Origin of the sequence: Halomonas sp. SIMBA_159, from assembly GCF_046536035.1 — a bacterium.
Lineage (GTDB): Bacteria > Pseudomonadota > Gammaproteobacteria > Pseudomonadales > Halomonadaceae > Vreelandella > Vreelandella venusta_A.
The window spans coordinates 19,133-45,229 of sequence record NZ_JAWJBT010000004.1 but is presented as its reverse complement, the minus strand read 5'-3'; the positions used below and the strand labels follow the sequence as shown (position 1 = coordinate 45,229).

The following is a 26,097-nucleotide window of genomic DNA, read 5'->3' as shown; positions in this document are numbered from 1 at the left end:
GCGCCCTCCCACAACATCCGCTGAGAAGCTTGAATAGGCCCTGTGGGAGGCCGGCTCCGCCGGGCGAAGGCACCGCTAGGTGCCCAACATTACGTCAGTCACCAAAGATAAAACACCCTCCCCAACAGTGGGGAGGTTTATCGTACAGAGAGAACGTTATGAGCTTGCATCAGGATCTGATCGAACGCGACCGCAAAGTTACCTTCCACGCCTCTACCCACCTGCGTGACTTCGCCCATGGCGATTTGCCTGGCCGCGTCATCACCGGCGGTAAAGGCATTCATATCGTGGATAAAGATGGCCGCGAGTTCATCGACGGTTTTGCGGGTCTTTACTGTGTGAACATCGGCTATGGCCGCACTGAAGTGGCGGAAGCGATTTATAAGCAGGCGCTGGAGCTCTCCTACTATCACACCTACGTAGGCCACTCCAACGAGCCGCAAATCGAGCTTTCCGAGCGCGTGCTGAAAATCGCAGGCCTCAACATGTCCAAGGTCTACTACGGCATGTCCGGCTCTGACGCCAACGAAACCCAGCTCAAAATCGTGCGTTACTACAACAACGTACTGGGTCGCCCGCAGAAGAAAAAGGTCATCTCGCGCATGCGCGGTTACCACGGCTCCGGCATCGCGTCTGGCTCACTGACCGGCCTGAAAGCGTTCCACGACCACTTCGATCTGCCCATCGAGACCATTCGTCATACCGAAGCGCCGCACTACTACCTGCGCGCCGCCGAGCAGCACGGCATGACCGAGCGTGAATTCTCTGCCTACTGTGCGGATAAGCTCGAAGCGATGATTCTGGAAGAGGGGCCGGATACCGTGGCCGCCTTTATCGGTGAGCCGGTACTCGGCACCGGTGGTATCGTACCGCCGCCGGAAGGCTACTGGGAAGCGATTCAGCCGGTACTGGACAAGTACGACGTGCTGCTAATTGCCGACGAAGTGGTGTGTGGTTTTGGCCGTACCGGCTCCGACTTCGGTAGCCACCACTACAACATGAAGCCTGACCTGATCACCATCGCCAAAGGCCTGACCAGCGCTTACCAGCCGTTGTCGGGTGTGATTGTCGGCGATAAAGTATGGAAAGTGCTAGAGCAGGGCACGGGTGAATTTGGGCCCATCGGCCACGGCTGGACCTACTCAGGCCACGCTCTTGGCTGTGCCGCAGGCCTCGCCAACCTGGATATCATCGAGCGTGAAAATCTGGTGGGTAACGCGGCTGAAACCGGCGGTTACTTCCAGCAGCAGCTGAAAGCGACGTTTGAAGGCCACCCGCTGCTGGGTGATGTGCGCGGCGTTGGCCTGATGGCCGCGCTGGAGTTCTCGCCGGATGCCAAACAGCGCCTGCACTTCGACCCTGCGTTGAAAGTGGGCCCGCGTGTCGCGGCTGCGGCCATGGAAGAGAACCTGATTGCCCGCGCCATGCCCCAAGGCGACATTCTTGGCTTTGCACCGCCGCTGACCATCAACCGTGGCGAAGTAGACGAAATGATCGGCCGCGCCAAACGCGCCATCGACCGCGTGACCGATGAGCTCGTGCGCTCCGGCGACCTGAAAACGGGACAGCAAGAAGCCGCCTTCACCGTTTAATTGCCTACGTTAATTGTTTAAGCGCCGCTGCCGATGCAGCGGCGTTTTTGTTTTTGATCGTGGCGTCTATGCTGAACAGTGTGAATAGCTGGACAGTGTAAATAGACAATAGAACGTTGATCGTTGAGGAGACGCTCACCATGCAACCGGTACTCGCCTTTGATGTATACGGCACGTTGATTGACACCCAGGGCGTCACCGTTGAGCTGGAACGACGCCTGAAAGATACCTCACAAGCGCTTGAGTTCGCCAAGCGCTGGCGCGAAAAGCAGCTGGAATACAGCTTTCGCCGAGGGTTAATGGGGGCCTACGTGCCGTTCTCTGACTGTACTCGTGAAGCTCTGGTATTTACGAACCGTGCGCTGCAAGCCGGGCTATCCGATAACGATCACGACCACTTGATGGCCGTGTATACAGAACTGCCCGCATTCCCCGATGTGGTGCCTGCGCTGGACCAGCTGCGCGATGCAGGAATTCGCTGTGTGGCGTTTTCTAACGGCACATCAGACGCGGTTAACCAGCTCTTGAGCCGTGCGGGCGTGCAGCACCATATGGATGCAGTAGTCAGTGTGGACGATATCAAACGCTTCAAACCTGACCCCGCGGTATACGCTTATTTACGCAGTCAGCTTGAAGCGCGCCCAGAAAATACCTGGCTGATTTCAAGCAACGCTTTTGACGTCATTGGTGCCACGCAGGCGGGCCTGCGTAGTGTTTGGGTGCGCCGCCAATCGGACGCGCCCTTCGACCCCTGGGGCGGCGAGCCGGATATGACCGTGTCTGACTTAACCGCTTTCAGTGAGCGCTTATTAAGTAAATGATGCCTCTTCACCTTGAGGAAACCAGCGATGCATTTATTACGTATGACGACCTTTGCGGCAACGTTCTGTGTGATGGCTCCCGCCTTGGCGGCTACATCCAACGGTATTGAGTACATCACGAGTGATTCAACCTTTGAACAGGTCAGTGAACAGCTGAATGCCGCGCTGAATGAAAAAGGGCTCACCTTAGTTGCCACGATTGATCACACGCAAAATGCCGCGAATAACGGGCTAGAACTGCCGCCCACGGCTACGTTCATCTTTGGTAACCCCAATGTAGGCACGCCGATGATGCAGTGCCAAGGCAGCGTTGCTTTAGACCTTCCCCAGAAAATGGTGGTGCGCGAAACCTCGGATGGCGTGCGTTTAGAATGGAACGCCCCCGAGTATCTAGCAGAACGACATGGCTTGGAGGAGTGCGATCTTCCTCTTGAGAACGTGGCCAACGTGCTGCGCGACGTCGCGCAAAGCGCAGCGCAATAGCGGCGTGAACGCAGTCATGTTAAGACTGTCCATAGCCCACACGGACGCGCATAATATTGCCTACTCAATATCTTAGGACGCACTACCATGTCGAAAAAAATCTACTGCATCGCCAGCTTCAAACCCAAAGCCGGTAAAGAGGAAGCGGTATTCAAAGCGCTGCAGACGTTAGAACCCAATACGCATCGTGAAGATGCCTGCTTGCACTACACGGTGACTCGCCAGATCGATAACCCGTTTGCCCAAGGCACTAGCTACCCCATCGTATTCCATGAAATTTGGGCCAGCCGTGAAGAGTTTGAAGCCCACTGCCAGCGCAAAGAGATTCAAGACTTCTTCGCCAAGCACGTTGAGTCACCCGAAGGTGATATCGAAGACGCCAACGTGTGCGTTTACACCGATGAGCCGTGGAATTTTGACGCCCCCAAGGTGTAACCGGCACTCAGTGTGTAGAATAGGCGAACGAAAGAGAGCGACTACGGAGCTAACATGACCGAAAAAAAGATGAACGTCGAAAGCTTTAACCTGGATCACACCAAGGTAAAAGCACCTTACGTACGTTTGGCCGATATCAAAGAGGGCCAGAACGGCGACCGTATCCATAAGTACGACCTGCGGATCTGCCAGCCCAACAAAGAGCACATGGAGATGCCCGCGCTGCACTCCCTGGAGCACTTGATGGCGGAAATGTCCCGCAATCATACCGATAAAGTCGTCGATATCAGCCCGATGGGCTGCCAGACCGGCTTCTACATCGCGCTGATCAACCACGATGATTACGACGATGTGCTGTCGATCATCGAGCTCACCCTCAACGACGTACTCACCGCCACCGAAGTACCCGCCTGCAACGAAATGCAGTGCGGCTGGGCCGCCAGCCACAGCCTGGAAGGTGCCCAGGAACTCGCCAAAGGCCTGCTGGCCAAGCGCAGTGAGTGGACTGAAGTGTTTGCGTAAGCAGCCTTGAGTCGGTTCAGAACGCAAAACGCCCCCTTTATGGGGGCGTTTTAGTGTGAGTTTGAGAAACTGAGTTGGGTTAACGATTTGTTTACGAGAAATGTGCTGAAACTGCCTTGAGAATGCTGTGTTGTCCTAGTTGCTCTGGCAGCACCCGGGCTGAGTACTCGCCCTCTATTTCTTGGCAAATCTCTCGATATGCATGCAATTTAGGGCCTTTTTGTACCTTCGGAGCCTGACTAATAAACACCATGTCGTCAGGGTTATGGCCAGAAGTTTTAAGGCGGCGTAAATGCGCTAGCCACTTATCACCTTTCTCAATAATTTTGCTGGCGTCATCCAAATCAAAGCTGATGGGTTTAATGGCCTGTCGTATGTGTGCGCCTTCCTGCCAGACAAACGGCAACTTTACGCGCACGATATCGTTTCCCAGCGTTTGCTCTGTATAACGACGATTCAGTGATTTTAGCCAATGCGTGACATCTTTGGTGAGCTGCTCTTCTGGTGATGCTACGTGCTTAAAATCATGATAAACATAGCGGTTGAATAGCTCATCCAGTGCTGCTTGAGGGTCTTTAGCGGCTAGCGTGCCAGGCCTGCTAAAGCGAAACATAGCTTCACGAGGCTCTATTAACTCTTTGAAAATACGCAGCTGCACCTCAGGTTGGCTCTGGTGCTGGTTGGCTAAATCAACGGTTCTCTTAAGCTCTGTGACGAAATGCTGGCGTGCCTGAGTAAACACCTTCGCTGGCAGCTTATCGAAAAATTGAGTGATGCGTTTTCGAGCAACGGTTTCAACGCGTTGAAGGAACACACCGTTATTGCAGAGCATTATGATTCCTAGGTTCGCGAACTCACCCGTATCCAGGTAGGGCTGAAAGCGCAGCACTGCATAATTACAAATAATGGCGCTCATATCAGGCTCCAGAAGGAAGGATCGCGTAACCGTGCTAATAGATTGAAGCGCTCTGCCAGTGAGGGGTGTATCTCTGAGGTGTCATCGTCTATATCGTGATAGAGCCACTCCAGAGGAATCGAATTAATGATCATATCCCAATCGTTCAGGGCCGCGTCAAGCACCTCCTCGTGGCGTGCGCGCACTTCCAGGTCCGCAAAACATGCACGCTGATGGCTAAATACATGATTTTCAAAATCGCCGTTACCGTCGATAGGGTCGAAAGCTAGATTATGATCAATCACTACCAAGCCGCTCACTGAACTCCATAGCAAGTTAACATTGCCTCCTTGGGCGCTTAGGCGACGATCCTCATTGTTAACCCACATATCGAATAGCAAAAGCCGCTGCTGAATCACTTCATCGACTTCTGAGATTTGTGAAAAAAGCAGATCCTGGCTATGCGAAGCGACCTTAGAAGCGAATGCTAGCCCGCCTTTCAGATCGGAGGCGCGAGGCTCCATGGAGAAATCTATCATGCCTGCTGGAAATCGCATCAAAGCGTACTCAGCGATGGGTAATTCACACCGCCGTGCCAACTCAGCGCAAATGAGCTCGGCGACCAATGACGGTTGGCCAACGCCATTGATGCCTTTGACCACGTATTGCTCATCCATAACATCACGCACAATAAATGGCTGAGTGCGGCCTTGAGTTGATTGGCGCAGAATTTCCTTGGCGTCTACGATGCGGGGCTTTTCCATCATTACCTCACCAGCCGCCAGTGTTCGTCATCTTGTTGGGCTTGGCCGAGGGCGGCGAGAGCAGAGAGCACCTCGTTGACGCCTTTTAGCGGTTTGCGTTTGAACTGGCCGGCCAAGCTTTCCGCGCTGTGGGGGCTGGCGGCGAGCATGTCGCGTAGCAGCGTGACCTGGGTGGCGAGGTCTTTGGGCCAAGTGGTTTTGGTTTTGTCGGCTGCTGGGGCGCTGGCTTCAGCCGTGGTGCTTTGCAACTCTTTTTGGGTAGGGGCGGCTTCTTCCGGCGCTTGGTAATCCGGTCGTAGCCAGCGCACCTTGCCTTGCGCTTCTTCCGCGGCGCGCTGTTTGTTGAGCGCCACTAGGCGCATCAGCAGCTCTTCTTCGGCTTCTGCTTGGGCGGCGGGTTTATCCGGCAAGGGCGTGGTGGCACCGGGTAAGCCCACGAGTGCTTTTGCCAAGTCATCCCAGCCGTAGGCGTTAAATACTGCGCGGTCTAAGGCATCGTGGTCGGCAAGCAGGGTGCTGACCAAGCCTTGCTGGTTGATGGTTTGCTCTTTGGCGTTGAGCTCTTCGCCTGCGCGGAGCTTTTCCATCACGTTGTACATACCGGTAAGCGTGAGCGTTGGGTGTTCGGCCTGCTGACGTTTGCGGTGGGCGTCGATCTGCTCGGCCAGTTGGCCGATCTTCGCCGCCTGCTCGTCGGTAAGTTCTGGGAAGGGGTAGGTCTCGAAGCAGCGAGTTTTGTTGTAGCGTGAATCATTTCCAACACCTAGCCAGCTGCCAGTTGTTAAAGACCAAGTAGAATGAATGCGGCTTGAGAGAATGCCGAGGGAGAGAGCTGTATTGCTTGCAATACTCACAAGCATTTGATCTGGAAGTATTTCACCAGCTAAAAATTGAAAAACACGATGCTTAGTAGTCATAACTGTGACGATATATCGGTCTAGGCCTTCTAAAGACCTTCTCATATCTTCGTTGTTTCTTCGGTGGAGCCACCATTTTTCACGTAAATCTTTGTCTTTATTTGTATCCCTTTCAGGTTTTACACGTTCGTAAAGCCATTGATAAAGCTTCGGATAAGTTTCTTTAATTTTCTCTAGCGTTAAGTCATAGCAATCTATAACCCATACGTCTCGGGGTTTGTTGGTCAAATCTTTTCCGTTTCGATAAGGTCTTATAGGTGCATTTTCTTCAAAATTATTGACTAAGCTTTTATCCACGATCATTCCTTTTCCGTGGGGAATAACTCCTGTACTGCTTATCGCACGATTAGACTTTAATGGTTTGGTTGAATTTGTATCAGCACCAATAGTTAGATCAGCAAATACCTTTCCCTCACGACGGCTTAGCGCCACGCTACGGGCTTCGCGATTGTCGTCGCTGCTGTCGCTGATGACTTGCTGCAGTAACCCAGGTGTTTCCCCGGCGCGGCCCACGGTCATGGCGATACGCACGGCGGCACCGTCGTTGCCGTCTACCCAGGGGTGGTCGGGAATCGCAAAGATGAGCGAAAGTGGCTTTTTAGCATCGTTTAAGTGCGGTTCCAGCACGCGGCGGTTAAAGGTTTGGCGCAGGCTATTGGTGGTAATAAAGCCAAACTGCTGAGCGTGGCCGTTGCGTACCGCCTCAGCGGCGATATGCCACCAGTACATCACAAAATCCGCCGATTCGGGCACAGCGCCTTTAAATACCTGGCGCACGGCATCCACATAGCCATCGCCCAATGCTTCTCGGATTCTAAGTTTTCCAATAAACGGCGGGTTGCCGACAATGTAATCCGCCTGAGGCCACTCGGCACGCCTGGGGTTGTGGTAGCGGTAAACGGTAGTGCGGGCGGTTTCATCGGGGATCAGCTCGCCGGTGGCGGGGCTTTTCTTCATGCTGATGCCGTCCCAGATGGTGACTTTCTGCCCGTTGTCATCCAGCAGCGGCTCGCGGCGTTCAAATTCTATCAGCGCATCGCGGTTTTCGATGTTGTGGAAGTCTTTCAGAATTGGCTCGGGCAGGTCGAGCTTGCCGTTAATGCGGTAGTGCCACTGCAGGTAACCAATCCACAGCACAATTTCGGCAATGGCGGCGGCGCGGGGGTTAATTTCCATGCCGAGGAACTGCTGGGGCGAGACGGTAAAGCCTTCGGCTTCTAAGGAGTCTTGCCCGCCGCTGAGGTCGGCAATCAGGTTTAGCACCTCGCCTTCCAGGCGCTTCATGTGCTCCAGCGCGACATACAGGAAGTTGGCGCTGCCGCAGGCGGGGTCCAGCACGCGTACTTGGCAGAGCTTGTGGTGAAAGGCGCGCAGGCTCTCTAGCGCTTTATCGGTTTTGCCTTTCTGGTTGTGGGTTTCTGCGACCACCTGGGCGGTGGCCCACTCCCGGCGTAGCGGCTCAATCAGCGTGGGCATGACCAGCCGCTCGACGTAAGCGCGGGGCGTGTAGTGGGCACCTAGTTTGTGGCGTTCGCGGGGGTCTAGGGCGCGCTCCAGCAGCGTGCCGAAAATGGCCGGTTCCACAAAGCGCCAGTCGGCTTTGGCGGCATCAATCAGCAGTTGGATTTGCTCGGGGGTGAGCGGGATAGGGTCGATGCCTTTGAACAGGCCACCGTTAAAGCGCATTACCTTGGCCGTGAGTACGCCGCTAAAACCGCCGCTGTTCATGCTTTCCCATAACGAGCCAATGGCGTCGGCAAAGTGCTCGGGGGTCTCTTTCATGCGGGTGAGAAAGTCGGTGAAGCTGTTTTTGGGCAGCAGCTCAACGTCTTCACTGAACATGGTGAACAGGCAACGCTTCAAGAAGTGCGCCACGCGGTCAACCTCGTAACCATCGGCCTCTAGCGCTTTGGCCAGGGTGGCGAGTTTATCGCTCACGGCGCGGGTAACGCGGGCGGCGTATTGGCTCGGGTCTAGGGTGTCGGGCGCTTCCCACAGGGCTTTGAGGCGCTGCTGCACCTCGGGCTGGCGTAAGTCATCCAGTTTGATTTGGTAGTTGCGTGGGTCGGGAAAGGGCACATAGGTGCCACCGGAGCGCGAAAATTCAGAGTAGAGCGCGAGGGTGCGGCCGACATCCGTCACCACAATAAACGGCGGGCGGCCTTCATTGGCAGGCAGGGCGCGCACATACTGGTCGGCCTGGTTATAGGCAGCCTGCATGGCTTTGTCCCAGCCTTTAGTGGCCAGCCCTTTGCCAGTTTGTTTGGCTTCCAAGACAAACGCGCCGCGCTTGTAGAGGTCGATAAAGCCGCGATTTTCGCTGCCGTCGGGGTTTTGAATATCTACCCGTCGCTCGAAGGTGTAGGCGTTTTCAATGTTGTCTTTGCTGGCTGGGTCGGGCGTAGGTAGCGTCAGCAGTGCGCATAGCTCTGAAAGGAACAGCTGGTAGTTGGCCTTTTCGGTGCCGGTGGTGTCCTTCCAGCGAGCAATAAAGGTCTCAACGGCTTCAGGCGTAGCAACAGCAGCGGGCGCGTCAAACATCAGCAAGCATCCTTTCAGGCAGGGGTCTAACCACGTTAAGCGGGGTTAGATAGTAGCATGCTTGAAGGCTGGTAAAAGAAGGATGACGCTAGAGGGTGCACGTCCCTGTGCATGAAAATCGGTCGATCTAAATATGCGTATCCGCCGCTAACTGCTCGATGGAGTGGGCGACGCTTCTGGCGTCTTGCAGAATCTTGTTCACAATGGCGTCGATTTCGCTGACGCTGGACTGACTGGCTTTGCCTTGCTGAATGACCTGCTGCATGGCTTGTGTGGTGCGTTCTACCAAGCTGCTGTTGTCTTTGAGTACGCGGGTAATTTGATCAACGGCTTCGCTTGAACCTTTAGCAAGTTGACGTACCTCATTAGCGACAACCGCAAAACCTCGACCCTGTTCCCCCGCGCGGGCGGCTTCCACTGCTGCGTTCAAAGAGAGCAGGTTGGTTTGGCTGGCGATCTTGGCAATCGACTCAGTGATCGTGTTGATACTTTGCGACTGTTTGTGCAGCGCATCAATCAGCTCTTGCGCCTTCGCTAGAGTTTGTGACGCTTGTTCGGCGCTTTTCACCATCTCATCTAAGTGGTCCAGGCTATCTTTGGCAGTGCGCTCAATTTGCGATGTACTGCTCTGAGCCGAACTGATGGTGCCTGACGTGGCGTTAGCTTTCTCAACCAAGGGCGTAATGTCGCTAGCAAACTTAACGACCTCAACGACGTTGCCATCACCGTCTCTGACGGGGTTATATGTTGCTTCTAACCAAACGCTATGCCCCTTAGCGTTGACTCGTTCAAACCTGCCCTTTGTGAAATTTCCTTGGGCTAAGTGTTCCCAGAAGTGTGGGTTTTGCTTATAAAAATCATCTGGGCAAAACATTCGATGATGCTTACCCTGATACTCGTGAGCGCGGTAGCCTATGACGGACTCAAAGTTATCGTTTGCCTCTAAAATCTCACCTTGAGGAGTAAACTCAATGACCGCCATAGAGGCATTAAGTGCTTGTAAAACAGCTTCTTGTCGCTGAGCTTTCTGATGGCGTTCGGTGACGTCGTTAGCAATTTTGAGTACTGACGTGACATGGCCGCGAAAGTTAACCAGGGGTACATACATTGCTTCGAGCCATACTTCCTCTCCGCTCTCTTTGAAGCGACGAAATCGACCCGTATGGCTCTCACCTTCGGCCAGCGATTGCCAGAACTGCTGGTATTCTGAGCGCTGAGTTTCAGCCGCGTCACAGAATATCCGGTGATGCTCCCCTTTAACATCTTGCAAGCGACAGCCCATTACGTCCAAGAATGGTTGGCTGGCATGCTTAATGATGCCTTGTGGCGTAAAAAAGATGCAGGCTGTGTGATTCAGTAACGCTTGATAAAGAGATTCATTTAAGAAAGGAGTATGCATTGTTGCCTTCTCTGTTATTTTTGACCGTGCAAGGAGGAGGCCCAAGGGGAGGCGTCTAACTAAACATGGCATGCTTTTATTTTTATGGGTAATTTTTATTAGTTGCTACACAGTTTTTTTAAAACGTCCTATTTGACAATTTAGCATCGGTTGTACCATCTTTGTAATACTTGGAATGTGAAAAAATGTGACATGATATAAGTAAGTAATTGAAAATATTGACGCATTTTAAATGTGCGCTTATCTGGCTTGACACAAGTAGCTGAAGCGAACAATAAAGTATAGCTAAGAAAATGTTGAGGCCATTCGGCCTGCTTCTTAAGGGCGAAAGGTGATGTTAAATAAACGCTGGCAACATATCAGTCAACATAAGTTAGCACCTGACGTTGACACCGACGCGTTGGATAAACTGATTGCATCGGTCGCCGATTTTTTTGAATTTCCCATCGCACTAGTGTCGGTTCTTGGTCAAAAACAGTGGTTTATTGCCAAATCAGGGTTGGATGTTGATTTTACGTCGTTAGAGGATGCCTTCTGCCGCCATGTCGTTGCCTTGCGGGCACCTTTAGTCATCGAGGACGCTAGCCGTCACCCTGATTTTTGTGACAACCCTCTGGTGCTAGCGGCGCCACATATTCGCTTTTATGCAGGTGTTCCGCTAACGGCAGGTGGGCGCGAAGTGGGCGCGGTCTGCTTGATTGATAACCGACCCAATACACTCTCAGATAAAGATCTGTGCTTTTTAGAGTCACTGAGTTATTTCATTAGTGACTATATCCATCTTATTGATAAGCAAAGAGTCGGGGTCAGCGGCAGTGACTTTGCCATGATGATCGAGTCGTCTGATGTGGGCGTGTGGGATTGGGAAATATCCAATGATCACAATGTCTTCAATCAGCGCTGGTGTGAGCTGCTAGGGCTTGATACAGATGAGGTAGAAAGTCGTTCCGACTTTTGGAAAAGCCTCATCCATTCAGATGATTTTACTCAGGTAAATAGTGCCATCCGTCGGCATTTAGCGCAGGACGAGGCAGTATTAAATGTTGAATACCGTATGCGGCATGCCCAGGGCCATTGGGTGTGGGTGAATACGTACGGACGGGTGGTGGCAAATGATCGTTCTGGACGGCCTTTACGGCTAACCTGCGTGATACGGGATATTTCTGAGAAAAAAAGCGCGGAGCTGCGTGAGCGCAAACAGGTTCAATTGCTCAACTTTATGAACCGTGCTCAAAGCGTGTTTCTCCACGAAAAAGACATCCGTCACTCCTGCGAGCTGATCTTCGATGAACTGCTACATCTCGCAGAGAGCCAGTTTGGGCTGATCGGCCAAGTGCAAGTGCGAAACGACGGAGATAAATCCCTGTTTATCCACGCACTGTCGAACATCAGCTGGAGCGAGGAGACTAATGAGCAGTATCGTGCCTACCAACGGGGCGAGCTGTTTTTCAACAACCTGGACAATCTTTTTGGTCATGTGGTGACCAGTGGCCATGTCGTCATAGCCAATTGCCCTCGCCAGCATCATGCGTCTCGAGGCACACCTGCGGGCCACCCTCCCTTGCTGCGGTTTTTGGGTTTACCGATCAAGATTGCCGATGAAACCGTCGGGATGATTGGGCTTGCCAATAAAGAAGAGGATTATACCGAAGAAGATGCGCTGTTTTTACAGCCGCTTTTAGATACGTTGGGCGCTCTTTTTTATGCTTTGGACGTCGAAAAATCACGTCACCATGCGGAACAGCAGTTGCGTTATCTAGCTGAAACGGATGTATTAACGAAACTGCCCAATCGGCGCGCTTTTATAGAGCGCACATCGGCATTTTATTCTCAGCTTAAGTTAACTTTTTCTATTGCGATTATTGATATTGACTATTTTAAATCGATTAACGACCAGTATGGGCACCAAGTAGGTGATGAAGTGCTTCAAGAGGTAGCGTTCCGCTTAAGTAACTCGCTGCGCTCTGATGATTTGGTCGCGCGGCTTGGGGGTGAAGAATTTGGTGTTTGTTTATATGACACCCGAGATGCCCCAACGTTGGAGCTACTTCGTCGAGCGGTCGCTGAGGAACCCATCTTGACCAGCGAAGGCGCGGTACATGTCACGGTGAGCATCGGTGCCTGCCAAGTGAGTCCGAGAGGTAGCGCGGAGCACTGGGAGGAAGATCTACGCCATGCCGATATGGCGCTGTATCGGGCCAAAAAAGACGGGCGTGATCGAGTGAGGTGGCACATGCCGAGCATGGTCACAAGTTTTACATAGGTGGGCTGGCGGCGCAGTCGTGAGTTGCCTAGGCTAATGATTGACACCTGATTGTTGAGTCTCTATAACGCTATTTCACCCATTACCTAGAGCTTCCATGTTCCTCCTCATCACGATTGCTACCTTCTCAATCGCGTTCTCCTTTCTGTGTTCAATTCTAGAGGCAGCGCTGCTGTCGATTACGCCGAGCTACATTGCCAAGCAAAAAGAAGACAATCACAAACTTCATGCTGCTCTGACAAAGCTGAAAACTAATATCGACCGGCCGCTGGCGGCGATTTTGACGCTCAATACGATTGCTCACACTGTCGGTGCAACTGCAGTCGGTGCGCAGGCAGCGGTGGTGTTCGGCGAGTCCTCTATCGCTATCGTTTCAGCGGTTATGACCATGCTGATTCTTATTCTTTCAGAGATCATTCCTAAAACGATCGGCGCTACCTATTGGCGTGGCTTGGCACCGCTATTGCCAAAGCTATTGAACCCGATGATCGTAGGGCTACTGCCTTTCATTTGGATGTCAGAACAGATTACTCGTCGCCTGGGCAAATCTGAGCATGACGTGGATCTGCGCGACGAAATCAAAGTATTGGCACGGGTTGGTTTGGAAGAAGAAGTACTGGACGCCGACGAGTCGCGTACCATCATCAATATGCTCAACCTGCACGATATCGCGGTGAACAAGGCGATGACGCCGCGCACCGTGTGTGAGACCGTGCCGCCAAACATGACCGTCAGCGAGTTTGACGAGCAGTACGGTAAAGCGCCATTCACCCGTTTCCCGGTGATGGATAACGGCGAACAGGCGTTTGGCTATGTGCACAAGGCCGATATGTACCACGCCGATGACACGAAAACGATGCGTGAATTGATGCATCCCATTGGCAGCGTCGACGTCTCCAATAACGTTGAGCAGGTCTTCACCTCTATGTTGAAAGACCATCTGCACATGCGTGTGGTCTACGATGAGCACGGTACCTTTGTTGGCCTGATCACGCTGGAAGACATCATTGAAACCATCCTTGGTCAGGACATCGTCGATGAAACCGATAACGTTGCCAACCTACGCCACTACGCAAAGCAGCGTTGGGTCAAAAGAATTAAGCGGGAAGAGAAAGAGGTGAAACCCGCAAAGTGAACGACGGCAGAGTACTCATTGTCTTAGTGCAAAACGTTCTATAGTGAACGTGTTGAAAGTCATATAAGGTATGAAAACCCTTTCATTGTAACGAGGAGCAACGATGTCACTACGTATCAATGCAGTCGTGCCTGACTTTGAAGCAGAAACAAGCCAAGGGCCTATCCGTTTTCACGACTGGATCGGCGATAGTTGGGCGATTCTCTTCTCACATCCAAAAGACTTTACGCCGGTTTGCACCACTGAGTTTGGCGCGGTAGCGACCCTTAGCGCTGAGTGGGAAAAACGTGGCACTAAGGTGATCGGGGTCTCTGTTGATGGCGTTGATGACCACAAGCGCTGGGCCAGCGATATCGAAAAGGTTAGTGGCAGCACCGTAGGCTTTCCGATCATTGCTGACGAAGACCTAAAGGTCTCTAAGCTGTTTGATATGCTGCCAGAAGATGCCTATTTACCGGATGGTCGCACCCCGGCACACAGTGCCACCGTGCGCTCTGTGTTCATTATTGGTCCAGATAAGCAGCTCAAGCTCTCCATGACCTACCCTATGACAGTAGGTCGTAACTTTGCGGAGATTCTGCGTGCCCTGGATGCACTACAAACCACCGCTCAACATGGCGTGGCAACGCCTGCTGACTGGACCGTAGGCCAGGATGTCATTATTCCGCCTAGCGTTTCTGACAGCGATGCCCAGCAAAAATTTGGCGAGTTTGACGCTGTATTGCCGTATCTGCGTAAAACGAAGCTGCGTTAAGCGCACGCCGAGCAAGCGATAAAGTAAAGCCCCGTTAGCGCAAGCTAGCGGGGCTTTGTTGTTTGGATTGAGTAGAAAAACTAGGCAGGTTCTAACGTCAGTCGCTCGATAGAGTGGGAAACACTTTGTGCTCCCTGAAGGATTTCATTCACGATCGATTCGATCTCTTTCACGCTGGTTTGACTGGTTTGGCCCTGCTCAACCACTTGCTGCATCGCTTCCGTCGTACGTAATACTAAGGCGCTATTCTCTTTAAGTACTCGGGTGATCTCGTCGACGGCTTCGCTTGAGCCTCGCGCAAGCTGGCGTACTTCGTTGGCAACGACCGCAAAACCGCGTCCTTGTTCACCCGCCCGGGCGGCTTCCACCGCTGCATTGAGGGAGAGTAAGTTAGTTTGGCTCGCGATCTGCGCAATGGTATTTGCCGTTTTGTTGATCTGCTCAGCCTGTTTGTTGAGGTCGCTGATCAACGCTTGCGCATCGCCCAGCGTATGACTTGCATGCTGGAAGTGAGTCATCACCTTTTGTAGATGCGCTAATCCTTCCTGGGCAATGCGTTCAGTTTGGCTAGAGGAGGTGCGTGCACTGCCTACCGTGGCTCGTGCAGCTTCTGACGCCTCTATCGCGCGGGTAATATCCGTGGCAAATTTAACCACTTTTACGACGTTGCCTTCGTTATCCACGATGGGGTTATAAGTGGCTTCCAGCCATACTACGCGGCCTTGGGCGTTCAGGCGCATAAACTTGCCTTGTTTGAACTCGCCGTTGGCGAGCTGCTTCCAGAAGTCGGGCCGCTGCTGATAGAACTCCTTCGTGCAAAACATTCGGTGATGTTCGCCGCGAAGCTCTCGTAACGAATACCCCATAGTCTGCTCAAAGTTGCTGTTGGCATCTAGGATATAACCATCGGGGGTAAACTCAATCACTGCCATTGAGCTATCTAATGCCTGCAAAATGGCTCGCTCGCGAGCGGCGCGCTGGTGTTTCTCGGTGACATTGCTAGCCACTTTGAAGACCTGCACCACTTTGCCCCGGCGATTTTTAATGGGTACGTAGGTAGCCTCTAACCAAACTTCTTCGCCGTAAGCATTAATACGGCGAAAGCGCCCTTGCTGGCTTTTTCCTGCGGCCAGCGCTTTCCAAAAGGCGGTATAAGCTGCGCTGTTGGTATCTTCTGGATAGCAGAACATACGGTGATGTTGCCCTTTGATCTCATCCAGAGAGTAGCCCACTGTTTCTAGAAATAGCGGGCTAGCATCCTGAATGATGCCCTCAGGAGAGAAGTAGATACAGGCCGTGTGTTCGGCCAGGGCGCCGTGTAAATTTCCAGAGGAGAAGGGGCTGAACATGTAGGCGAGGTCTCGAACGAAGTATTATAAATGTGCTCAGAATAGACCAGTTTCTTATAGAAAACACTGTTTTGTATCGGTGTGGCACAAAATGTCAAAAAAGTAAGTTTAAGTATCTGTTTTAACGTAAGTTAAAGGTTAGGGGCAGGTGGGCGGGGTCGCATGGGCGGAAAACCCTAGATGGGTAAACCAGGCGCTGGCGCTGCCACCTGCGTTATCACCGTCGCTCATCAAGGCGATACCATTAATTTCATCGGGAGTACTGCCGAATAGCGCTTGATAGTCCGCGCGGATATCTCGTACCTCCGCTTTCCACTGGCCAACCGCCTGCTCACCGCTTTGCAGAGCCAACAGCTGCGCGCGATCAGTGAACGCATTAGGCCAGTGAGCGCCTTGTGATTGTTGTGAAGCCCACACGTAGTTTACGGATTCCACTTGCCATGGAAGTAGACCCGTTTTGCGTGCTACATAAACCCTTGCCGGATAGTCATCGCCAGCTTTGCTGGTTTCATCAAGGCCCGGGTAAATAGCGCTGACTTGCCAGCACCAGTGCAGATAAGGTGTCGCGTTTAGATCAATATCGCGCTCTAAGTAACGCGCCGACGCTTGGCCTGATGCTTGTGCCTGTAGAACGCGTTGGCCGGATTTCTCTACAATTGCGTAGCGTGTTTCACCGGCGAAACTGCGGGTTGGCCAGGTCATAATTTGGTTCGGGGTAAAGCGTACTTCTTGGGCACTGGCCTGACTGGTGAACAAGCAGCTGGAACAGGCGCTTACAATGAGGGCTCTGTGAATCATGTTAAACGTCACGTTACGCGCCATGCTGATCTTCTCCCTGCTGAGTAGGTGCAACAGGGTGGCGGCTACCCACGCTATGCAGCAAATCAAACTGACGCATGCAGGCTCGGCAAGCGCCGCACATTGTCAGATGAACACGTAGCGCGGTGCGCTCTCGGAAGGTAAGTTTTCTATCCAGCTTGAGCGACATTAGGCGAGTTGCTTCGCGGCACATCAGCATCGTTATGTACTCCTGCTAGCGAACCCAACCGCTCTCTAAGCACTCTCGTAGGCGCAGTCGGGCCCGATGTAAAATAACCCAGCAATTGGTGTCAGAGACGCCGGTTTCCTTACAGATTTCCTCCGTTGAAAGTCCCATCAGCTCACGCAGGCTAAAAATACGGGCAACGTTATCGGGCAGGGCGAGCAGGCAGGCGTCAAATATCTGCCAAAAGCGCTGGTTCTCTAATACCTGTTCAGGCTGACCCCAGTCATTAGGTCGAGCATTGGGTTGCCAATGCCCATTAGCTTCAAACAGGCGGTCTAAGGTATCGTCGTCTAGGTCGTCATCCAGCGGCTGCCAGCGACCTTGTTTTTTCTGATGACGTAGCTGGTCTAGAATTTTGAATTTCAAAATGCCAAATACCCAAGTTTCAAACTCTGAGCGGCCCTCGAACGTGGCACTCTTTTCAAAGGCGGTGAGCAGCGTTTCTTGCACCGCGTCTTCAGCGGCGGCGGCGTCCCTTAGCTGTAAGCGCGCAAAGGCAAGTAGGCGAGGGCGCATGTTGCTGAAATGCGTGGCGGCCAGTGAAGCGGTAATGGTCACGGTGTCCCCTTATCGTTGTTCATTCCTTCTTATCGCACATCGAGTTTACGATATTCATGGAAAATACGCTGTTATTAGGATTTTTAGGTAGTTTAGTGGCTGGGCTGTTAACCGCCGTCGGGGCGCTGCCCGTGCTGCTGGGAAAAACACCGAGCCGAGGATTTCGTGATTTAGCGTTAGGCTTTGCCGCTGGTGTGATGCTGGCGGCCTCGTTTTTCTCATTAATCATTCCCGCCCTGGAAGCCGCTGAAATTTACTACGCTGGTGGGCCGGTGCCTGCAGCGCTGGTATGTACTGCGATTTTGCTGGGCATGGGCGCCATTGCGTTGCTCAACGAGGGCTTGCCCCATGAGCACTTTCAGCAAGGAAGGGAAGGGCCGGAGGCCGCATCATTGCGCCGGGTATGGCTATTTGTGTTTGCCATTGCGATTCACAACCTGCCGGAGGGCTTGGCGGTTGGCGTTGGCTTTGGTGCCAATGGCTTAGAGGGTGGAATGCCGCTGGCAATTGGCATTGGCTTGCAGAACATGCCGGAAGGGTTGGCGGTGGCCGTCGCGCTGATGGGGGAGGGCTACTCCAAGTGGCGCTCCTGGTCGATCGCTGCGCTGACCGGGCTCATTGAACCCATTGGCGGTCTGTTTGGCGCGAGTGTCGTTACCGTTTCCCAAGTGCTGCTACCATGGGGCTTGGCATTTGCGGCGGGTGCCATGCTCTACGTAATTAGTCATGAGATTATCCCCGAAACCCACCGCTGCGGTCATCAAAAGAAGGCGACGTTTGGCCTAGCGATGGGCTTGGTGATCATGCTGTTTCTCGATGTGTGGCTGGGCTAGGTTCAGCTTTTCAGGTGCTCTACTAACGCTTGAGCAAAGGTGTCGGTGGTGCCGGTACCGCCCATGTCAGGGGTGACCATATCGCGGCGGTTCTCCAACACGGCGCGAATGCCCTGGCGAATCGCGTCCCCTTTGGCGGTCATGCCGAGGTGGTCGAGCATCTGGGCGGCGGCGAGCAGCAGCGCACAGGGGTTGGCAATTTTCTTGCCCGCAATGTCGGGTGCTGAGCCGTGCACCGCTTCAAAAATTGCCGCTTTTTCGCCGATGTTTGCCCCAGGTGCTAGACCCAAGCCGCCCACTAGGCCTGCGCATAGGTCAGAAAGAATATCGCCAAACAGATTCGTGGTTACGACAACATCGAACTGGTGAGGGTTCATAACCAGCTGCATGCAGGCGTTATCCACGATCATCTCTTGGAATTCGACCTCGGGGTATTCGCTGGCGACTTCGCGGGCAACCTCTAAAAACAGGCCAGAGCTGGTTTTGATGATGTTGGCCTTGTGAACGGCGGTGACCTTCTTGCGGCCGTTCTGCTTGGCCAGCTCAAAGGCGTAACGCACGATGCGCTCAGAGCCTTGCCGCGTCACTTTAATGACGGAGATGCCGGTATTGCCATCATCAATCATCTCTTGGCCATCGGAGAGGTAGGCGCCTTCGGTATTCTCACGGACGGTGATCATATCGATATCGTCGTAGCGGGAGCGCGTGCCTGGAAAGCTGATGGCCGGGCGCACGTTGGCATACAGGTCAAAGTGGCGGCGTAGCTGCACGTTGATGGATGAGAAACCCTTGCCGATTGGCGTGGTGAGCGGGCCTTTCAGGGCAATGCCGTGCTTTTCAATGGCATCCAACGAGGCTTGAGGAATCAGCGTGCCGTGCTTGTCGAGTGCTACCAAGCCCGCGTCGATGAATTCGTAATTCAGCCCGCACTCCAGGGCGTCTAGCACTTGCAGGGTGGCGTCCATGATTTCAGGGCCGATGCCGTCGCCTTTAATCACTGCTACTGTTTGGCTCATGTGCGGGGTCCTCTCGTTGGTAGGGTAAAAAGTGGCGAGGAAACGGCGGCCAGACCGCCATTTGAGTGCCATGGTAAGCCAAGCTTAGGGGGCAGGTCATCGTCTAAACGTCTAGGATGGCGGGTGCGAAGCTCCCTGTTTGCTGATAGAATGTGGCGCTCACGACGACCAAGGCACTTAGGATCAAGGTACTTAGTATCAAGGTACTTAGTATCAAGTCACTTAGCGGCCACCCCTTCGTCTGAAAAACGAGAATAGAACAGCAAGGTTTATTTGTAATGAACAATGCAATGGCAGCGATTGCTCTGCCCACCCCAGGGCTGATGACTCCGCCCTAGGTTTCCCCTCCTTTATTTAGCGTCATAACGCTCTGCGCGTTATCTCGGCGCTGTGGCATCCCATTGCCGTTATTTGGCTATCGGCGCGATAGCGTCTTCGTTCGGTAGCATTCATTCGACAAGCTATGACTAATGTGTGCTCATGTGCTGCCTCTGTGCGGCTGTGGCGCGCAATATCTTTAAACCTCAAACCATGGACTCCCTGAATGGCACTTTTCAGCAAGCATGAGTGGTTCTCTAACATTAAGGGCGACACGCTCTCAGGTATTGTCGTCGCGCTGGCGCTAATTCCTGAAGCGATTGCTTTTTCGATCATTGCAGGTGTAGATCCAAAAGTGGGGCTGTATGCCTCGTTTTGCATAGCGGTCATTATCGCCTTTACCGGTGGCCGCCCAGGTATGATTTCTGCCGCGACAGGGGCGATGGCGCTGCTGATGGTAACGCTGGTACGTGAGCACGGCTTGGAGTACCTGCTGGCGGCCACATTGCTCACTGGCGTTCTGCAAATTATTGCAGGTTACTTAAAGCTAGCAGAGCTGATGCGCTTTGTGTCCCGTTCGGTAGTGACCGGGTTTGTGAATGCCCTGGCCATTCTTATTTTCATGGCGCAGCTGCCAGAGCTCACCAATGTAACGTGGCATGTGTATGCCATGACGCTGGCAGGCCTCGGCATTATTTATCTGTTCCCCTATTTACCGGTGATTGGTAAGTCGATTCCTTCGCCCCTGGTGTGCATCGTGGTGCTAACCGTCGTGTATATGATCAGCGGTATGGATATTCGCAGCGTCGGCGATATGGGTGAGCTGCCCGATACGCTGCCGGTTTTCTTATGGCCAAGCGTGCCGTTAAATCTTGAAACGCTGATGATTATTTTCCCCTATGCCGTGATGCTGGCCGTGGTGGGTCTGCTTGAGTCGATGATGACCGCCACTATTGTGGATGACCTCACCGACACGCCCAGCGATAAAAATCGTGAGTGTAAAGGTCAGGGTATTGCCAATATTGGCGCTGGTTTAATGGGCGGTATGGCCGGTTGTGCGATGATTGGTCAGTCGGTCATCAATATTAAATCGGGCGGTCGTACGCGTTTATCCGCACTGATTGCGGGCGTCGTTTTACTGCTTATGGTGGTGTTCTTATCGGACTGGGTATCGCAAATTCCCATGGCAGCCCTGGTGGCGGTGATGATTATGGTCTCGATTGGCACCTTTAGCTGGGAGTCCATCCGCGATCTGAAGAAGCACCCGTTGAGCACCAATATCGTTATGCTGGCCACCGTGGCCGTCACGGTAGGCACTCACAATCTGGCGATAGGTGTTTTTGTGGGCGTGCTGCTGGCCGCTCTGTTCTTTGCCAACAAAGTCGGCAATATCATGTATGTGGGCTCTACAGAGGTAAACGCCGGAAAGGAGCGTGAGTATCAGGTGGTAGGACAGGTGTTTTTTGCATCTTCCGAGCGTTTTATGGCCGCCTTTGATTTAAAAGAGAGCATCGATAAGGTGACGATTAACTTATCGAAGGCCCACTTTTGGGACGTTACTGCTGTGCAGGCGCTTGACCGAGTCGTGATTAAGTTCCGCCGCGAGGGCACTGAGGTTGAGCTGGTAGGATTAAGCGAGGCGAGCGCGACGGTGGTGGATCGTTATGCGGTTCATAACGACCCTGTTGCTGTCGAAAAGCTGATGGGTGGCCATTGACTCGGGGATAGCCACTCATGTTTAGACATTAGCGCTTTTTTGCGTGCGTAGACGACCGGCGTTCACCTAACCGTGAACGCCGGTTTTTTTATACCTAGTGTGCCTTCATGGACGAGGTGCCCAGCGGATAAACGCCACCATACCAAAGAGCTCGACCAGCGATTGGCAAACGATCACGACCACGGCGGCCTGCCAGCCGTTGGGCAGTGTTAGGGCAATGGGCAGCATGACAAAAGAGTTGCGCGTGCCAAAGCTAAACGCCAACGTACGGGCACTGGCGGGCGGCAGTTGAAAAAGCTGGCCAAGCACTCTACCCAGCAGCCTTGCAACAATTAAAAAGCCAATAAAGATCAATATTGCCTGCCAGAGCAGCTGACGAAGCGCGAGTACGTGAGTGACCTGAGTCGCGGCAATAATGAACACCACGCATGCGAGTAAGGGGACCGGCGTAAGGCCAAGTGCGTGGGTGGTACGCTCAATGGCAACAGAGAAGCGTGCCGCGCGCTCGGTTAACCAGGCAAGCAGTAAAGGCAGCGCGATAAGCCCTATAAAGGCGCTTATTAGCGCGGGGGATAGGGTTAAAGAGAGCCATTCGCTGCCTAAAAATAGCCACAGGTAGCCGGGAAGCGCAATAATCTGCACCAGCAGGAGAAGAGGTGTTGCGGCAATAGCGCGGGCTGTATCGCCTTTGCCTAAGTGGGTGAAAGTAATAAACCAGTCGGTGCAGGGCACCAGCAGTACCAATAGGATGCCCGCCATGACCGGCGGAGACAGCGGCAGCCATGCGACTCCTAATCCCAGAATCGCGGGAATGACGATAAAATTACCCAGCAATAACGCTGCCATAAAGCGTTTATCTTGAAAGCTCTGTTTTACGCGCAGCAGCGGAATTTGGGTGAAGGTGGCGTAGAGCAGTAAGCCAAGTAGTGGCCATAACGCGTGCTCAAGCGGTGCCATTTGAGCGGGGGACAGCATGCCCAGGCTGAGCCCCAATACGATACAGGCTAAATAAATCCAGCACTGCTGGTGTTCAATCTGTTCGCGTATCAATGGCGTGAACCGCTTGGCTGGTTTGAAAAAGCCATACGCTCGCCCGCCCAGGCGGCCACGACGCACATGGGTAGGCTGCCTACGCCGTACATTAGTGCAAGCGCTAGACTGCCCTGTTGCGTGAGGTGCAGTGTTTCCAGGCTGAACAGTGAGAAAGTCGTAAAGCCGCCGCAAAAACCCGCTACCAATAGCGGTTGCTGACGAGCTAAGAAACCGTGAGGCGTGCGCGACGCTTTAGCGGCCAACCAACCGATCAGGCAAGAGCCACACACGTTCACAAGCAGTGTTCCCCAAGGGAAATGGCTACCCAGCAGGGCGGTCGACGCTAGCGACACGCAATAGCGCAGTACGCTTCCCAAGGCGCTGCCTAGGCCAACGGCGAGATAGGGGTTTAATCGCATCATGGGCTCCTTGCTAGACTTGGGCTCCTTGCTAGACTTGGGCCAATTGCCAGCCCAATGTTGCCAAGGCGAGGCCTAACAGCACGGTCGTCACGCCATTCAACAGGGCGCGAAACACCAAGCCGCGCTGCCATAGCTCAAGTGTTTGCAGGCTAAAGGAGGAGACCGTGGTAAAGCCGCCTAACAGGCCTGCGACTGCAAAGAGCCACGTGGCTGGCGCGTTTTCCATACCGTAAACGCCTAACAACCAACCTGCTAACAGCGCCCCGCTGGCATTGACGGCGAGCGTGCCCCAAGGGAATGCTTTTCCCAGTGCGCGAGCCAGCACGTTCGAAACAGCAAAGCGGCCAATACCGCCCAGCGCGCCGCCTAGGGCGATGAGTAATACGTTGATAATGCTATGCCCCATGCTGCTCCCCGCCATGTTATGCATCGATTAAGAGGCGGCTAAGTGTATCACTTGTTGTCATGAGCCGCGGGTGCCCTAAAAAAGCGCAGCGAAAGGTATTGCTGATCAATATCTTCGTGTACAAAAGAGTCAGAACAACGATACGTTTGACGCATCCGCTCAAGGAGAAGCCAGTATGTCTGATTATGTATTAGCAGCCATCGATGAATCTCACTACTCAGAGAGTGTGTGTGATTATGCGGCTTGGGCAGCCACGTCACTTTCGGCACCACTGCGTTTTCTGCACACCGTTGATAACCACTCCCAGGTTGCAGAGCCTGATCTAACCGGCCACCTAGGTTTAGGCACGCGGGAGCACTTACTAGAGCAGCTCTCGGATGTTGAGGAACAGCGCGGAAAGTTGGCTCGTGAACGGGGTCGTTTGATGCTGGATGCTGCCAAAGCACGAGTGGAAGCGGCAGGGTTCTCAGAAACCCCCTGTATGCAGCGTAACGGCACCCTAGTCGATACTTTGGCAGAACATGAGAAAGAAATTCGCTTGTTGGTGCTAGGAAAGCGAGGAGAGACCGCGCATCAGGCCAGCGGTCATTTGGGCTCTAACCTTGAGCGCGTAGTACGCGAACTCCATCGGCCTATCTTGATGGTGCCAAGGGCGTTCACTGCGCCTAAACGTATACTGATGGCGTTTGATGGCAGTAAAACAGCGCGCAAGGGCGTAGAGATGCTGGCGAAAAGCCCGCTGTTTGAGGGCGCTGAGTGTCACGTGGTGATTGTGGGCGCCGAAACGGCAGAGAATCACTCGCAGCTTGAGTGGGCCACCAATACATTGCAAACCGCAGGCCACCAAACCGAAGGAGCCATTCGGGCAGGGGAGGTAGAGGAGACTCTACGCGCCTATAAACAGGAAAAAGAAATCGACCTGCTGGTAATGGGAGCGTACGGGCACTCGCGGATTCGTCATCTGCTGGTGGGCAGCACCACCACGGCGATGCTGCGTAACGCGCAGTTGCCGGTGTTGATTTTGCGCTGACGAGTAACAAGGGTAAGGCATCGGCCGCCGCTATCCCTAGCGGCGGCTGGCAGAGCCGCTTAGACGATACTGGACACTGTCTCTTGCTGGGCAGTATGAGCTGGCTGCACTGCATTAATCCCCGACAGCACGGCTTTGAGCGACGCGCTCACCGTGTCGCTATCTTCTGCGACGGCACACACCCGCTGGCCATCAATGTTGAGCTGCACAAACGCAATGGCATTGGCTTTACTGTCGCCGCCCAGCGAGTGTTCGCTGTAATCCAGAATAGCCACGTGACTGCCAGTATGCGTCTTCCAGGCGTCGGTGAACGACGACATAGCGCCATTTCCCGTGCCCGAGAGGCGCAACGTTTCTGCGCCTTGCCACAGGGTCATATCGATCCTTTCCTGCTGCCCCTTTGAGAGCCGGTAGTCGGCCAGCGCTAGCGGGGCATCATGGGCGAAGTGGTCAAACATCACTTGGCGAATCATCTCGCTGGAAAGCTCGCTGTTACGTCGCTCGCTCTCTTGCTGCACGTAGGGAGCCAATGCCAGCATCATCCAACGGGGCAGGTTAATGCCATAGTCGCGCTCCAGCAGGAAGGCCATGCCGCCTTTGCCTGATTGGCTGTTAACCCGAATGACCGCTTGATAGTCCCGGCCAATATCGTGGGGGTCGATGGGAAGATAGGCCACTTGCCACGGTTCGTCTGGCTTTTGATGTTTCAGTGATTTGCGAATCGCATCCTGGTGGCTGCCTGAAAAGGCGGTGTACACCATTTCGCCCACCCAAGGGTGGCGGGGGTGAATGGCGATTCCCGTGCATTCATGTACGACCTGAATAATCTCGTCGGGATGGGAAAGATCTAACTGCGGGTCAATCCCCTGGCTGTATAGGTTCATAGCCAGAGTGACAATATCCATATTGCCGGTGCGTTCACCGTTGCCAAGCAGCGTACCTTCTACCCGGTCGGCACCGGCTAAGAGCGCAAGCTCTGCTGAGGCGACGGCACCGCCACGATCGTTGTGGGTATGCACCGAAATAATCACGCTGTCGCGGCGGCTAATGTGCTGGCAGAAGTACTCAATTTGGTCGGCGTGATGGTGCGGGCCGGCCACTTCGACAGTGGTGGGCAAGTTAAGGATGCATTTGTTGTCTGGGGTGGGTTGCCAGACATCCATGACCGCTTCGCAAATGGCCAGCGAAAAATCGATCTCCGTGCTAGAGAAGCTCTCCGGCGAGTACTGGAAGCGCCAGTCAACGTCTGGATATTGCGCGGCATAGGTTTTCACCCAGGTCGCCCCTTGCACGGCGATATCGGTAATACCATCGCGATCCATCTCGAACACCCGCTCTCGCTGGATAGTCGAGGTGGAGTTGTACAGATGGATAATGGCTCGTTTGGCGCCCACCAATGAGGCGAACGTTTTCTCGATCAGGTGTTCGCGGCACTGCACGAGCACGGCAATAGTCACGTCGTCAGGAATTTGGTCCTCTTCGATCAGCCAGCGTACGAAATCGTAGTCCGGCTGGCTAGCAGAGGGAAAGCCGACCATGACTTCCTTGATACCGACCTTGATGATCTGGTGCCAAAAGCGCTGCTTTTGCTCAACCGTCATCGGTTCTAGCAGGGCCTGGTTACCATCGCGTAGGTCTTCGCTTACCCAGATAGGTGCTTGGGTGAGCTCCCGGTCCGGCCACTGGCGATTAAACGCGGGCACCCGTGGGGCTGGACGATATTTGCGATGATCAAAAGCAGGCATGGTGAGGTTCCTGAAAACGTTAAGTTGTTGAGGGCGGCCGCTGGTGGCGCTAGCCGCATCCGCAGGCTCCAGTGTAAGGAGAGCGTTAGGGACGCTTGGGTAAAG

General features: G+C 53.6%; 24 protein-coding genes and 1 pseudogene. 11 read left to right on the top strand and 14 right to left on the bottom strand.

Going from position 1 to position 26,097, the window contains the following annotated elements; translation table 11 throughout:
* Window positions 1-158: 158 nt before the first annotated feature.
* The 5 genes from R0J87_RS03560 to R0J87_RS03540 all read left to right on the top strand — a co-directional run bounded on the left by R0J87_RS03560 (window position 159) and on the right by R0J87_RS03540 (window position 3,853).
* A complete protein-coding gene (locus R0J87_RS03560) occupies window positions 159-1,592 on the top strand; it encodes an aspartate aminotransferase family protein (protein WP_498884421.1) in 1,434 nt (477 codons plus the stop codon).
* A 140-nt stretch (window positions 1,593-1,732) separates the two neighbouring features.
* Window positions 1,733-2,413, top strand: coding sequence for a haloacid dehalogenase type II (locus R0J87_RS03555; protein WP_404343215.1), 681 nt, complete (start codon window positions 1,733-1,735; stop codon window positions 2,411-2,413).
* A gap of 27 nt (window positions 2,414-2,440) precedes the next feature.
* Window positions 2,441-2,896 (top strand): DUF302 domain-containing protein, encoded by a 456-nt coding sequence (locus R0J87_RS03550; RefSeq protein ID WP_498884419.1) that lies wholly within the window; start codon window positions 2,441-2,443, stop codon window positions 2,894-2,896.
* An 87-nt stretch (window positions 2,897-2,983) separates the two neighbouring features.
* Window positions 2,984-3,331, top strand: coding sequence for a putative quinol monooxygenase (locus R0J87_RS03545; RefSeq protein WP_062360950.1), 348 nt, complete (start codon window positions 2,984-2,986; stop codon window positions 3,329-3,331).
* A gap of 54 nt (window positions 3,332-3,385) precedes the next feature.
* Entirely contained in the window at window positions 3,386-3,853 is a 468-nt protein-coding gene (locus R0J87_RS03540; RefSeq protein ID WP_188639100.1) for an S-ribosylhomocysteine lyase, read from the top strand.
* 91 nt (window positions 3,854-3,944) lie between these two features.
* Here R0J87_RS03540 and R0J87_RS03535 read toward each other — a convergent pair whose 3' ends face one another.
* The 4 genes from R0J87_RS03535 to R0J87_RS03520 form a co-directional block, all read right to left on the bottom strand.
* Window positions 3,945-4,769, bottom strand: coding sequence for a DUF3037 domain-containing protein (locus R0J87_RS03535; RefSeq protein ID WP_498884417.1), 825 nt, complete (start codon window positions 4,767-4,769; stop codon window positions 3,945-3,947).
* Window positions 4,766-5,515, bottom strand: coding sequence for a HipA family kinase (locus R0J87_RS03530; protein ID WP_498884416.1), 750 nt, complete (start codon window positions 5,513-5,515; stop codon window positions 4,766-4,768). The genes R0J87_RS03535 and R0J87_RS03530 overlap by 4 nt, the downstream gene beginning before the upstream one ends.
* Complete coding sequence (locus R0J87_RS03525; RefSeq protein WP_498884415.1) at window positions 5,515-8,970, bottom strand: class I SAM-dependent DNA methyltransferase; 3,456 nt, start codon at window positions 8,968-8,970, stop codon at window positions 5,515-5,517. The genes R0J87_RS03530 and R0J87_RS03525 overlap by 1 nt, the downstream gene beginning before the upstream one ends.
* A gap of 127 nt (window positions 8,971-9,097) precedes the next feature.
* Window positions 9,098-10,369 (bottom strand): methyl-accepting chemotaxis protein, encoded by a 1,272-nt coding sequence (locus R0J87_RS03520; RefSeq protein WP_498884413.1) that lies wholly within the window; start codon window positions 10,367-10,369, stop codon window positions 9,098-9,100.
* Window positions 10,370-10,703: 334 nt separating this feature from the next.
* Between R0J87_RS03520 and R0J87_RS03515 the strand changes: the two genes are divergently transcribed.
* The 3 genes from R0J87_RS03515 (at window position 10,704) to R0J87_RS03505 (ending at window position 14,521) form a co-directional block, all read left to right on the top strand.
* The gene (locus R0J87_RS03515) at window positions 10,704-12,632 is read left to right on the top strand and encodes a sensor domain-containing diguanylate cyclase (RefSeq protein ID WP_498884411.1); all 1,929 of its coding nucleotides are present in this window, start codon (window positions 10,704-10,706) and stop codon (window positions 12,630-12,632) included.
* A 97-nt stretch (window positions 12,633-12,729) separates the two neighbouring features.
* Entirely contained in the window at window positions 12,730-13,767 is a 1,038-nt protein-coding gene (locus R0J87_RS03510; protein WP_498884410.1) for a CNNM domain-containing protein, read from the top strand.
* A 103-nt stretch (window positions 13,768-13,870) separates the two neighbouring features.
* Window positions 13,871-14,521, top strand: coding sequence for a peroxiredoxin (locus R0J87_RS03505; protein ID WP_404343205.1), 651 nt, complete (start codon window positions 13,871-13,873; stop codon window positions 14,519-14,521).
* Between the two features lie 80 nt (window positions 14,522-14,601).
* Here R0J87_RS03505 and R0J87_RS03500 read toward each other — a convergent pair whose 3' ends face one another.
* The 5 genes and pseudogenes from R0J87_RS03500 to R0J87_RS03480 all read right to left on the bottom strand — a co-directional run bounded on the left by R0J87_RS03500 (window position 14,602) and on the right by R0J87_RS03480 (window position 17,473).
* Complete coding sequence (locus R0J87_RS03500) at window positions 14,602-15,039, bottom strand: methyl-accepting chemotaxis protein (RefSeq protein ID WP_498884558.1); 438 nt, start codon at window positions 15,037-15,039, stop codon at window positions 14,602-14,604.
* Between the two features lie 99 nt (window positions 15,040-15,138).
* Window positions 15,139-15,870, bottom strand: a pseudogene (locus tag R0J87_RS03495) (PAS domain-containing protein); the annotation flags it as partial.
* A 138-nt stretch (window positions 15,871-16,008) separates the two neighbouring features.
* Window positions 16,009-16,692 (bottom strand): DUF3047 domain-containing protein, encoded by a 684-nt coding sequence (locus tag R0J87_RS03490; protein WP_498884409.1) that lies wholly within the window; start codon window positions 16,690-16,692, stop codon window positions 16,009-16,011.
* Window positions 16,682-16,888 (bottom strand): zf-HC2 domain-containing protein, encoded by a 207-nt coding sequence (locus tag R0J87_RS03485; protein WP_498884408.1) that lies wholly within the window; start codon window positions 16,886-16,888, stop codon window positions 16,682-16,684. The genes R0J87_RS03490 and R0J87_RS03485 overlap by 11 nt, the downstream gene beginning before the upstream one ends.
* 15 nt (window positions 16,889-16,903) lie before the next feature.
* On the bottom strand, window positions 16,904-17,473 hold the full coding sequence (locus R0J87_RS03480) for a sigma-70 family RNA polymerase sigma factor (RefSeq protein ID WP_404463783.1): 570 nt from the start codon (window positions 17,471-17,473) through the stop codon (window positions 16,904-16,906).
* Between the two features lie 56 nt (window positions 17,474-17,529).
* Here R0J87_RS03480 and R0J87_RS03475 point away from each other — a divergent pair, with 56 nt between their 5' ends.
* Window positions 17,530-18,306 carry a ZIP family metal transporter gene (locus R0J87_RS03475; protein WP_044630269.1) on the top strand — a complete coding sequence of 259 codons (777 nt, stop codon included), beginning with the start codon at window positions 17,530-17,532 and terminating at the stop codon, window positions 18,304-18,306.
* A gap of 2 nt (window positions 18,307-18,308) precedes the next feature.
* On the opposite strand, the gene R0J87_RS03470 is transcribed toward R0J87_RS03475, so the two are convergent.
* A complete protein-coding gene (locus R0J87_RS03470; RefSeq protein ID WP_498884407.1) occupies window positions 18,309-19,322 on the bottom strand; it encodes an isocitrate dehydrogenase in 1,014 nt (337 codons plus the stop codon).
* Window positions 19,323-19,866: 544 nt separating this feature from the next.
* On the opposite strand from R0J87_RS03470, the gene R0J87_RS03465 reads away from it, so the two are divergent.
* The gene (locus tag R0J87_RS03465) at window positions 19,867-21,357 is read left to right on the top strand and encodes a SulP family inorganic anion transporter (RefSeq protein ID WP_498884406.1); all 1,491 of its coding nucleotides are present in this window, start codon (window positions 19,867-19,869) and stop codon (window positions 21,355-21,357) included.
* 105 nt (window positions 21,358-21,462) lie between these two features.
* On the opposite strand, the gene R0J87_RS03460 is transcribed toward R0J87_RS03465, so the two are convergent.
* From R0J87_RS03460 to crcB (R0J87_RS03450), 3 genes are read right to left on the bottom strand one after another with little or no spacing between them, the layout of a single operon-like run.
* Complete coding sequence (locus R0J87_RS03460; RefSeq protein ID WP_498884556.1) at window positions 21,463-22,404, bottom strand: arsenic resistance protein; 942 nt, start codon at window positions 22,402-22,404, stop codon at window positions 21,463-21,465.
* The gene (gene crcB / locus R0J87_RS03455; RefSeq protein WP_498884555.1) at window positions 22,404-22,808 is read right to left on the bottom strand and encodes a fluoride efflux transporter CrcB; all 405 of its coding nucleotides are present in this window, start codon (window positions 22,806-22,808) and stop codon (window positions 22,404-22,406) included. The genes R0J87_RS03460 and crcB (R0J87_RS03455) overlap by 1 nt, the downstream gene beginning before the upstream one ends.
* Window positions 22,809-22,839: 31 nt before the next feature.
* A complete protein-coding gene (crcB, locus tag R0J87_RS03450; RefSeq protein WP_404343179.1) occupies window positions 22,840-23,217 on the bottom strand; it encodes a fluoride efflux transporter CrcB in 378 nt (125 codons plus the stop codon).
* A gap of 175 nt (window positions 23,218-23,392) precedes the next feature.
* Between crcB (R0J87_RS03450) and R0J87_RS03445 the strand changes: the two genes are divergently transcribed.
* On the top strand, window positions 23,393-24,247 hold the full coding sequence (locus tag R0J87_RS03445) for a universal stress protein (RefSeq protein ID WP_404463770.1): 855 nt from the start codon (window positions 23,393-23,395) through the stop codon (window positions 24,245-24,247).
* Between the two features lie 59 nt (window positions 24,248-24,306).
* Here the strand turns inward: R0J87_RS03445 and R0J87_RS03440 are convergent, their stop codons facing one another.
* Window positions 24,307-25,992 (bottom strand): 2-isopropylmalate synthase, encoded by a 1,686-nt coding sequence (locus R0J87_RS03440; protein ID WP_498884404.1) that lies wholly within the window; start codon window positions 25,990-25,992, stop codon window positions 24,307-24,309.
* Between the last annotated feature and the right edge of the window lie 105 nt (window positions 25,993-26,097).